A 9,401-nucleotide genomic window follows, 5' to 3' on the forward strand; every position below is an offset into this window, starting at 1 on the left:
GCGGGATCGGTGGCGGGAAACGACCAGTCGTCGAGCAGCGACTGGATGTAGAGCATCGAGCCGCCCACGATGACGGGCAGCGCGCGCCGGGCCGCGATCGCTTCGACGTCGGCCGCCGCGGCGCCCTGATAGCGGGCGACGGTCGCGGTCTCGGTGACGTCGAGGACGTCGAGCTGGTGATGTGGGATGCCGCGGCGGCCCTCGACGGGCAGCTTTGCCGTGCCGATGTCCATGCCGCGATAGAGCTGCATGGCGTCGGCGTTGACGATCTCGGCGCTCACACCGAGCTGCTCGACCCGTTCGGCGAAGTCGAGGGCCAACTGCGACTTGCCGGTGCCCGTGGGCCCGATGATCGCCAGGGGGCGCACGGCCGTCACAACTGCCAGGCGCCGGCGAAATAACCCACCCCAAAGGGCGCCCCGCGGTACAGCTCCTTGGCCGATCGGGGCCCGGGACCGGCCAGGCCGCCCAGCACCTGGAACGCGACCCGTCCCAGGATCTGGTCCGGCAGCAGGCTCAGGGCGGCGACGTCGCCGCTGGCCAGCGCGTCGTCCAGGGTCTCCTGCGCGGCGGCGTTGTCGGGGTCGTATCCACCGGGGGCGGCCGGTGTCAGCGTGTTCGCGCCGTCGGCCACCACCAGCACCCCGACCAGCTCGGGTGACCGGTCGATCTGTGCGCGCAGGCGGTTGCCGAGCTTGTACGCGGCGGCGGCGTCGCGGTCGCCGCGGTAGACCCGGACCTGTGCGCTGGCCTGCGGCTGCGCCTGGCCACGCACCCACCCGGCCAGCAACGCGCACACGGGAAGCGGCACCGGCGTCGCGGTGTCGTCGGGCCGCGGAGACAACTGGACGGGCACGTCGACGCCGAAACCGGCGAACGTCCCCACGGTGCCGGGACCGAACTCGTCGTCGTCAGGACCCGCCCCGATCGCCACCCAGCGGTCGGGCAACAGCGCCGCCGCGGCAAGCGTCGCGGCGAGGAGCTCGGCCACCTCGGGGGCGGCCGCTCCGGCCAGTTCGGGCACCAGGACCGGCGCCGACGGGACGATCGCGATCGCGCTGAGCACGCCACCAAACTAACGTGGCCGCAAAGGTCACCACCCGGAGGTGTCGGCCACCACCAGACGGTCACTGAAGGGGCCGAAGTCGTCTTCGGCCCGTGTCGCCCGGGGCGGCACTTTTCGCGAGGCACCGTCCCCGCGGGAATCGGACTGATCGATGCTGGCGGCCTCGCCGCGGGCCAGGGCGATCGTGGCGCCGATGACGACGGCGACCGCGCCCACCAGCACGAACGCCTTGGGGCCATGGGCATTCAGCGTCTCACCCAGCACGAGCACCCCGAGCAGCCCGGCGACCACCGGCTTGGCCACCGTCATCGTCGGCAACGACGCGGTCAGCGCGCCGGCGCGGAACGCCGATTGCTGGAAGATCATCCCGCACAGGGCCACCAGCAGCCAGGGCACAAACTCCGGCGAGGTCAGCACGGCCATCGGGCCGCGCTCGGACATCTCGACGACGCCCTTGGTCAGCACCGCGAACAGCGCCAGCGAGGAGCCCGCGACCACTGCGAGCAGGACGGCCGCGAACGGGCTGCCGGCCCGCAGCCGCGCCGTCACCACGCAGGCCACCAGCAGCGGCACCATGACCAGGGCGACGATGAGCCAGGTTTGCAGCGGCGCCCGCTGCACGCCGGCCGCCGGGTCCCCGACGATGATGACGACCGCCAGCGCGGCGGCCAGAATGAGCGCCCACATCCACTCCCGGGGATGCACGCGGTGATGGGCGAGCCGCGCGTAGATGGGCAGCGCGAACAGCAGCGCGGTCACCTGTAGGGCGGTCACCAGCACCACCGAACCCCAGGCCAGAGCGGCGGCCTGCAGGCTGTAGTTGGCGATCGCGGCCAGGCCGCCCAGCCACCATCGACTGTCCCGCAATGACATGCGGAACAGTTCCAGATGGCCGACCGGCTTGTCGGTGATCTCGTGCGCGGAGCGCTGCCGGATCACGTCGCCGACCGCGGATGCCAGCGCCGCGCACACAGCAAGCAACGCCGCGACATCAGCCTTCGACATTCTCGACCCCTCCGCCCCTAGACTGTCCGACCAGCTTTCCCCGGGGCGCAGGCAAATACACGCACAATTTGCGTTCAGTTCAACTACAAATTTATGACATTCCACACGTTGCTAACTGCGCCGCAGGTAACCGTTCAACTATTACTTCAGCAATCTATGCAACGCGTGGGATAACTCTAAGAGAACTACACAGGTAGCTGTGCGCGATGGCTAAGACACTTCGCTGCCAGCGATTTTCGCCCGCCGCCCGCCGCGCCGGATGGGACAAGTGTCACAACATCTGCCCGCTCTCCCGGGCGCGCCGCCGGCCGCGGTCGTCACGGCGGTGCGCGCGCGGCCGCGGGCCGGCGCGGAGGCGCCGGCCACCGCCGCCGGTCCATCCACAGGGCGCCGGCGGCGCTGGCCGGCCCGGTCAGGAATGCCAAGGTGGCGGCGTGCGACAGGGCAAGCTGCTTGAATATCGATAGGCGGCTGTTGGGCGAACCCCTGGGGTTCCGGCAGCTGCAGGACACGGTGCCGCTACGCGCGGCAGTGCGCGGGACTCGGACCGCGCGGAAGGTTGCGAAAGGTAGTGACGAGCGCATGACGTCTGACGAGCCTCGCGACGATTCGGCTCGGCCAGTGCCGCGTCCGGGACCGCGTCCCGGCCCCCGGCCGACACCGCGACCCACCACCGCGCACCCGCTGGTGATGCCGCCGCCCAGCAATCCGCACCAGTTCGGCCGCGTGGACGACGACGGCACGGTGTGGCTGATCAGCAGCGCCGGCGAGCGCATCATCGGCTCCTGGCAGGCCGGCGACCGGGAGGCGGCGTTCGCCCACTTCGGCCGGCGCTTCGATGACCTGGCCACCGAGGTCACCCTGATGGAGGAGCGCCTGGCGTCGGGAAGCGGTGACGCGCGCAAGATCAAGGCGCACGCGGCCGAGCTGGCCGAGACGCTGCCGACGGCGGCCGTGCTGGGTGACATCGATGCGCTGGCGGGCCGGTTGACCACCATCGCCGAGCACGCCGAGGCGACGGTCGCCGCGGAGCGCTCCCGCCGTGAGGAGCACCGGGCCACCCAGACCGCCCGCAAGGAGGCGCTGGCCGCGGAGGCCGAGGAGTTGGCCGCCAACTCGACGCAGTGGAAGGCCGCGGGCGACCGGTTCCGCGCGATCCTCGACGAGTGGAAGACGATCAGCGGCGTGGACCGCAAGGTCGACGACGCGTTGTGGAAGCGCTATTCGGCGGCTCGGGAGGCGTTCAACCGGCGGCGGGGAGCGCACTTCGCCGAGCTGGATCGGGAGCGCTCGGGGATCCGCCAGGCCAAGGAACGCCTGTGCGAGCGGGCCGAGGAGCTGTCCGACTCGACCGACTGGGCCGCGACCAGCGCGGAATTCCGCAAGCTGCTGACCGAGTGGAAGGCGGCCGGGCGGGCGACGCGGGAGGTCGATGACGCTTTGTGGCGGCGTTTCAAGGCCGCCCAGGACGTGTTCTTCACCGCCCGCAACGCCGTGACGGCGGAAAAAGACGCGGAGTTCCGGGCCAACGCGGCCGCCAAAGAGGCGCTGCTGGCCGAGGCGGAGAAACTGGACACCAGCAACCACGACGCCGCCCGCGCGGCGCTGCGCGCGATCACCGAGAAGTGGGATGCGATCGGTAAGGTCCCGCGCGAGCGGTCCGCCGAGTTGGAGCGGCGGCTGCGCGCGGTCGAGAAGAAGGTGCGCGACGCCGGCGACGTCGACTGGTCCGACCCGCAGGCGCAGGCTCGCGCCGAGCAGTTCCAGGCGCGCGCCGAGCAGTACGAACAGCAGGCTCAGAAGGCCGCCGCGGCGGGCCGGACCAAGGAAGCCGACGAGGCTAGAGCCAACGCCGAGCAGTGGCGGCAGTGGGCGCAGGCGGCCGTCGAGGCCCTGACCCGCAAGCCTTAGCAGCCCTCAGGCGCCCTTGGTCTTTCCGTCGTCGGTGGTCTCGGCGGCGGGGTCGTCCAGATCGTCCAGCAGCGAGGTCGACTGCTGCGCGGCCGCGACGCGGCGCCGCTGTTCCTCGGCGGCCAGTTGCACGATGGTGCGCGACCAGACCACCCGGGCCCAGTGGTAGGTGAGCACGAGCACGGTCAGCCAGGCGACAATCAGACCCCAGCCCGGCCCCGGGTGGCCCGCGGAGACGGTCTGGCGCGACCAGATCGCCAGCATGCCCGCGGCGCCCGCGATGGCCGTGCCGGCCAGCGCGACCCAGGCCAGCGCCCAGCGGCGCGTCACCAGCGCCAGCATCGAGAAGCCCACGCCGAACACCAGCGCCAGCCAGGCGAATACCCGCGACGGCAAAGCCACGGCGGCCGCACCGGCGTGGTGGCTACCGAACAACACGTCCCAGCCGCGCACGTCGCCGGTGTGCGGCAGAACAAACGACGCCAGCAGCACGAACACCAGGATCGACACGAAGAAGGCCCGCGGGCCCGGGTCGATTCCGCGGGCCACCCGGCGTTCGGCGGCCTCGATCTCGGTGCGCAGGGCGCCGAGCTGTAGGTCTTCGTTTTTCGTCTCTTTTTTCATCGTGCACATCCAAGGGGTTCGGCCGGGCCGACGGGCGGCCCGACGGCGGGCATGCCAAGGCCGATGCCGCGCGGGCGCTGCCCGGCGGCCTGGGCATCACCCGCCCGGGTGCGGCGATGGGTGAGGACACCCGCGTCGGCGATGAGGTGGTGGGGCGCGGCCCCGGTGATGGCGGTGGTGACGACGTCGCCGGGCCTGATGTCGCCCGGTGTGTCGACGGCTTCGCGGACGGCAAAGTGCACCAGCCGGCCGTCGCGGGCCCGCCCACTCATCCGGGCGGTGCGGCTGTCCTTGCGCCCTTCGCCGGTGGCGACCAACAATTCGACGGTCTGACCGATCAACGCCTGGTTGCCTTCCAGCGAGATCGCCTCCTGCAGCTCGATCAGCCGGTCATAGCGTTCCTGCACAACGGCTTTCGGGATCTGCCCATCGAGTTCAGCGGCCGGGGTGCCGGGCCGCTTGGAGTACTGGAAGGTGAACGCCGCCGAGAAGCGGGCCGCCCGCACCACGTCCAGCGTGGCGGCGAAGTCCTCTTCGGTCTCGCCGGGGAACCCGACGATCAGGTCGGTGGTGATGGCGGCGTGCGGCATGGCGGCCCGGACCCGGTCGATGATGCCGAGGTAGCGCTCGGCGCGGTACGACCGCCGCATCGCGCGCAGCACCCGGTCTGATCCGGACTGCAGCGGCATGTGCAGGGCGGGACAGACATTGGGCGTCTGCGCCATGGCCTCGATGACGTCGTCGGTGAATTCGGCCGGGTGCGGCGAGGTGAACCGCACCCGCTCCAGCCCGTCGATGTCGCCGCAGGCCCGCAGCAGGCGGGCGAAGGCGCCGCGGTCGCGCGGCAGCGCCGGGTCGGCGAAGGACACCCCGTAGGCGTTGACGTTCTGGCCCAGCAGCGTAACCTCGAGCGCGCCGTCGGCCACCAGTGACCTGACCTCGGCCAGGATGTCGTCCGGGCTGCGGTCGACCTCCTTGCCCCGCAGCGACGGGACGATGCAAAACGTGCAGCTGTTGTTGCACCCGACCGAGATGGAAACCCAAGCGGCATAGGCGGATTCGCGGGCGCTGGGCAATGACGACGGAAACTCCTGCAGCGCCTCGGCGATTTCCACCTGGGCGACCTGGTTGTGCCGGGCCCGCTCCAGCAGGGTGGGCAGCGACCCGATGTTGTGCGTGCCGAAGATGACGTCGACCCAGGGCGCCTTGCGCAGCAGCGCGTCGCGGTCCTTTTGGGCCAGGCAGCCGCCGACGGCGATCTGCATCTCGGGATTGCCGCGCTTGCGCGGCGCCAGGTGGCTGAGGTTGCCGTACAGCTTGTTGTCGGCGTTCTCCCGGACCGCGCAGGTGTTGAACACGACGACGTCGGCGTCGGCACCCTCGGCCGCGCGCCGGTATCCGGCCGCTTCCAGCAGGCCCGCCAACCGCTCCGAGTCGTGGACGTTCATCTGGCAGCCGTAGGTGCGGACTTGGTAGGTGCGCGCCGGTGCGGCGTCCGCCGCCACGGTCTCTCGCACCATCGAAGTCACCCGGCCATGGTACGGCGGCCGGTCGGCGCGCGAGAAACCGCACGTCAGGGCTAGACGCGGCGCCGCTCCCGCTCGGCGGCCAGCTCGGCGAAGACGACCTCGCACGCCATGTTCTGGCTGTAGCCACGGCGCGCCAGCATCCCCACCAGCCTGCGGGTCACCCGCGCATCGTCGTCGTTCAGCGTTTCCCGGCGCAGCTTGGACCGGACCAACTGCTCCGCCCGGTCCCGCTCGGCGCCGGCGTCGATCCCGGCGAGCACCGAGGTGATCACGTCGTTGTCGACGCCCTTGGTGTGCAGTTCGGCGGCCAAGGCGCGCTTGCTTTTCCCGGCGTGGGTCCGGCGGGACTGCACCCACTGCTGGGCGAAGTCGGCGTCGTCGATCAGGCCGACGGAGGCCAACCGGTCGAGCACCCGCTCACTGACGTCGTCGGGATAGCCGCGCTTAGCCAGCCGGCCGCGCAGTTCGGCGCGGGTGCGCGCTCTCGCGGTGAGCAGGCGCAGGCACAGCGCCCGCGCCTGCTCCTCGCGGGAGGGCTCAGAAGTCGACGGGGGCGGGCAGGACGCTGTCATCGGACAAGCCATCGGTCACGACCGCGCCAATGCCGAGCTTTTCCTTGATCTTCTTCTCGATCTCGTTGGCGACTTCGTCGTTTTCCTTCAGGAAGGTGCGGGCGTTCTCCTTGCCCTGGCCGAGTTGCTCGCCCTCATAGGTGAACCAGGAGCCGGACTTGCGGATGAAGCCCTGCTCCACGCCCATGTCGATCAGCGAGCCTTCCCGGCTGACCCCCTGGCCGTAGAGGATGTCGAACTCGGCCTGCTTGAAGGGCGGCGCCACCTTGTTCTTGACGATCTTGACCCGGGTGCGGTTACCGACCGCGTTGGTGCCGTCCTTGAGCGTCTCGATCCGGCGCACGTCCATGCGCACCGACGCGTAGAACTTCAACGCCTTTCCACCCGTGGTGGTTTCGGGGCTGCCGAACATCACCCCGATCTTCTCGCGCAGCTGGTTGATGAAGATCGCGGTGGTGCCCGAATTGTTCAGCGCGCCAGTCATTTTCCGCAGCGCCTGGCTCATCAGCCGGGCCTGCAGCCCGACGTGGCTGTCGCCCATCTCGCCTTCGAGCTCGGCGCGCGGCACCAGCGCGGCCACCGAGTCGATGACCAGGATGTCCAGCGCGCCGGAGCGGATCAGCATGTCGGCGATCTCGAGGGCCTGCTCCCCCGTGTCGGGCTGGCTGACCAGCAGGGAATCGGTGTCCACGCCGAGCTTCTTGGCGTACTCCGGGTCCAGGGCGTGCTCGGCGTCAATGAAGGCGGCGACGCCGCCGGCGGCCTGGGCGTTGGCCACCGCGTGCAGGGCGACCGTGGTCTTACCCGAGGATTCCGGGCCGTAGATCTCCACGACCCGGCCACGGGGCAGCCCGCCGATGCCCAGGGCCACGTCCAGCGCGATGGATCCGGTGGGGATGATCGAAATCGGCTGACGCGTCTCGTCGCCGAGACGCATCACCGAGCCTTTGCCGTAGCTCTTTTCGATCTGGGCCATCGCCAGTTCGAGAGCCTTCTCGCGGTCGGGCGCTTGCGCCATGGTGTCTCTCCTATAGTCGGTGTTCGTCTGACCGGTATCGGTCGGTTGGCGGTGACACTAGAGAAGGCCACCGACAAGTTGACTGGCCGAACGCTCACCACCCTAGCCGAACAGGTGTTCGATTCAAGTTCGACACGCCGTTGCGCCCCGGCGGGTGTGGCAACATCGGCGATCGAAAGGCGCCGACGGGCCCTTCGGGACGGATCCCCCCGAGAGGCGGTCGCGAACCCCATGGACATCTCCCTCCAGCTGGCCGAAACGGCTTCCTACGGAGGCTTTTTCGCGCTGACCGTGGGTGGGGACCCGGCGGGATGGCATCCGGTCGCGCGGTCCTACGCCGACGGCTGCGCCGACCTGATCGACGCCACCGCCCGCCGCTACCACACGACGGACCTGCGGATCGGCGCGTCGCTGGTCCACCTCGCCCACGCCACCCGGCTGTGGTCACCGGTGCTCGCCTGCGCGATCGGCCACGGCGTCGTCCCCGACCTCGATGACCTGCAACGCGCCGACGACGACACCCGGCTACGACTGCCCAGGCCCGTCGGGCAGCCCGTCGATTCGCACGACGCGCTGTACCGGGTCGTCGTCGAAGAACACCTGCAACCGCTCGCCGCCGGCCTGCGGGTCAACCTGGCGCCCGCCCTGCTCGCGGGCAACATCGCCTCCGCGCTGGTGGGCGCCGCGCGGGCCCTGGTGGCGGCGCGACCCGACCTGCGCCGCGCGACCACCGAGCTGACCGGGTCGCTGCTGGACACCGGCGTGCTGGCCGGATCCGGTGTCCTCACCGGCCCGCAGCTGGGATTCCGGCGCCGCAGCTGCTGCCTCTTCTATCGGCTGCCCGCGGGTTCGCTATGCGGTGATTGCGTGCTGCACCGGGTGCCGGGATAGGGCACCGATTACACCGACCTCGACGACGTCCCGAGACGGTCGCGTCGGCCACCGGAAATGCGGCGCGTAACGCCGTGCACCTGGCCACCGTGCTGCGGCAGAAGGGCTACCGGCCTACGTATAGCTACGAATAACGCTTGGCGATCACCACTGTTCGCGCGGCACGTCGAAGTCGACGCACAACGCCCGCCACACGTCGCGCGGCTCGATGCCGGCCTCGATGGCCTGGGCGGCCGTGCGCCCGCCGAAGCCGCTCAGCACGTGATCCACCAGGACCGAAGACCCGTACGTGGTGCCAAAGCGCAGCACCACCCGCTCGTGAAACTCCGTTAGCCGCACGCCAGTCAACATACCCAGCGCAGTTGGATCGGACACCTGAGCGCGCGGCGCGCCTACCTCCAGCTGGCCGGCAGATCGATGATGTGATTCGGGCAGTCCTCCTGGACCGCAATCGACATGATGTCGCGCGCGCGTTGGGCCGACATGGTGGCCCGCAACTGCATGAAGGTGTATTCGGCCGGAGCGAGTCCCTGTTGCGCGGCGGCCGGATCATCCAGCAACTGGCATGCTTGCTGTTCCTCGGGACTGTCGGCGTGCGCGACGGCGGCGCCGCCGCCCAACGAGCCGGCCAGCAGGGTGCCGGCGGCGATTGTCGTGATGATCCTCATCGAGTGCCTCCCGCCGAAGCATAGGGCGACGCGCCGCGGTTCATCCGGCCACCGCAAGCGCGTCGCGGCACACCCGGACCGGTCGGCGGCACCGACGTAGGTCGCGGACGCCTGCTT

11 protein-coding genes and 1 pseudogene are annotated in these 9,401 nt (G+C 70.4%); 3 read left to right on the forward strand and 9 right to left on the reverse strand.

Features of this window, described 5'->3' with window-relative positions:
* The 3 genes from DQP58_RS24295 to DQP58_RS24305 all read right to left on the reverse strand — a co-directional run.
* Positions 1-368 (reverse strand): tRNA (adenosine(37)-N6)-dimethylallyltransferase (locus DQP58_RS24295; RefSeq protein WP_430916594.1); only part of this gene is annotated, 368 nt, incomplete at its 3' end.
* Positions 369-373: 5 nt separating this feature from the next.
* Positions 374-1,066, reverse strand: coding sequence for a hypothetical protein (locus DQP58_RS24300; RefSeq protein ID WP_112710679.1), 693 nt, complete (start codon positions 1,064-1,066; stop codon positions 374-376).
* Between the two features lie 27 nt (positions 1,067-1,093).
* Positions 1,094-2,071 carry a DMT family transporter gene (locus DQP58_RS24305; protein WP_112710680.1) on the reverse strand — a complete coding sequence of 326 codons (978 nt, stop codon included), beginning with the start codon at positions 2,069-2,071 and terminating at the stop codon, positions 1,094-1,096.
* 582 nt (positions 2,072-2,653) lie between these two features.
* Here DQP58_RS24305 and DQP58_RS24310 point away from each other — a divergent pair.
* Positions 2,654-3,982, forward strand: a complete 1,329-nt coding sequence (locus tag DQP58_RS24310; RefSeq protein ID WP_112710685.1) for a DUF349 domain-containing protein — start codon at positions 2,654-2,656, stop codon at positions 3,980-3,982.
* Between the two features lie 6 nt (positions 3,983-3,988).
* Here DQP58_RS24310 and DQP58_RS24315 read toward each other — a convergent pair whose 3' ends face one another.
* Genes DQP58_RS24315 through recA form a run of 4 tightly spaced genes read right to left on the reverse strand, consistent with a single transcriptional unit; the run spans position 3,989 to position 7,725 of the window.
* Entirely contained in the window at positions 3,989-4,606 is a 618-nt protein-coding gene (locus tag DQP58_RS24315; RefSeq protein WP_205869532.1) for an Rv2732c family membrane protein, read from the reverse strand.
* Positions 4,603-6,126: a tRNA (N6-isopentenyl adenosine(37)-C2)-methylthiotransferase MiaB gene (miaB, locus tag DQP58_RS24320; protein WP_205869533.1), complete on the reverse strand. Its 1,524-nt coding sequence runs from the start codon at positions 6,124-6,126 to the stop codon at positions 4,603-4,605. The genes DQP58_RS24315 and miaB overlap by 4 nt, the downstream gene beginning before the upstream one ends.
* Before the next feature lie 59 nt (positions 6,127-6,185).
* Positions 6,186-6,707 (reverse strand): recombination regulator RecX, encoded by a 522-nt coding sequence (gene recX, locus DQP58_RS24325; RefSeq protein WP_112710682.1) that lies wholly within the window; start codon positions 6,705-6,707, stop codon positions 6,186-6,188.
* Complete coding sequence (gene recA, locus DQP58_RS24330; protein ID WP_066860775.1) at positions 6,673-7,725, reverse strand: recombinase RecA; 1,053 nt, start codon at positions 7,723-7,725, stop codon at positions 6,673-6,675. The genes recX and recA overlap by 35 nt, the downstream gene beginning before the upstream one ends.
* Before the next feature lie 231 nt (positions 7,726-7,956).
* On the opposite strand from recA, the gene DQP58_RS24335 reads away from it, so the two are divergent.
* Together DQP58_RS24335 and DQP58_RS27520 are read left to right on the forward strand one after the other, a co-directional pair.
* Positions 7,957-8,616, forward strand: a complete 660-nt coding sequence (locus DQP58_RS24335) for a (2Fe-2S)-binding protein (RefSeq protein WP_112710683.1) — start codon at positions 7,957-7,959, stop codon at positions 8,614-8,616.
* A pseudogene (locus DQP58_RS27520) lies at positions 8,617-8,750 on the forward strand (flavodoxin); the annotation flags it as partial. It lies immediately after the preceding gene.
* Between the two features lie 10 nt (positions 8,751-8,760).
* Here the strand turns inward: DQP58_RS27520 and DQP58_RS24345 are convergent.
* Both DQP58_RS24345 and DQP58_RS24350 read right to left on the reverse strand, forming a co-directional pair.
* Positions 8,761-8,955, reverse strand: a complete 195-nt coding sequence (locus DQP58_RS24345; RefSeq protein ID WP_066860781.1) for a DUF3046 domain-containing protein — start codon at positions 8,953-8,955, stop codon at positions 8,761-8,763.
* Positions 8,956-9,008: 53 nt separating this feature from the next.
* On the reverse strand, positions 9,009-9,284 hold the full coding sequence (locus tag DQP58_RS24350; RefSeq protein WP_112710684.1) for a hypothetical protein: 276 nt from the start codon (positions 9,282-9,284) through the stop codon (positions 9,009-9,011).
* Positions 9,285-9,401: the final 117 nt, after the last annotated feature.

Origin of the sequence: Mycobacterium colombiense (genome assembly GCF_003284975.1) — a bacterium.
In the GTDB taxonomy this organism is placed as follows: domain Bacteria; phylum Actinomycetota; class Actinomycetes; order Mycobacteriales; family Mycobacteriaceae; genus Mycobacterium; species Mycobacterium europaeum_A.

Coding starts and splice junctions, on each gene's coding strand:
- DQP58_RS24305 (WP_112710680.1), bottom strand. CDS start 2,071: ATGTCGAAGGCTGATGTCGCGGCGTTGCTTGCTGTGTGCGCGGCGCTG.
- DQP58_RS24310 (WP_112710685.1), top strand. CDS start 2,654: ATGACGTCTGACGAGCCTCGCGACGATTCGGCTCGGCCAGTGCCGCGT.
- DQP58_RS24315 (WP_205869532.1), bottom strand. CDS start 4,606: ATGAAAAAAGAGACGAAAAACGAAGACCTACAGCTCGGCGCCCTGCGC.
- miaB (WP_205869533.1), bottom strand. CDS start 6,126: ATGGTGCGAGAGACCGTGGCGGCGGACGCCGCACCGGCGCGCACCTAC.
- recX (WP_112710682.1), bottom strand. CDS start 6,707: ATGACAGCGTCCTGCCCGCCCCCGTCGACTTCTGAGCCCTCCCGCGAG.
- recA (WP_066860775.1), bottom strand. CDS start 7,725: ATGGCGCAAGCGCCCGACCGCGAGAAGGCTCTCGAACTGGCGATGGCC.
- DQP58_RS24335 (WP_112710683.1), top strand. CDS start 7,957: ATGGACATCTCCCTCCAGCTGGCCGAAACGGCTTCCTACGGAGGCTTT.
- DQP58_RS24350 (WP_112710684.1), bottom strand. CDS start 9,284: ATGAGGATCATCACGACAATCGCCGCCGGCACCCTGCTGGCCGGCTCG.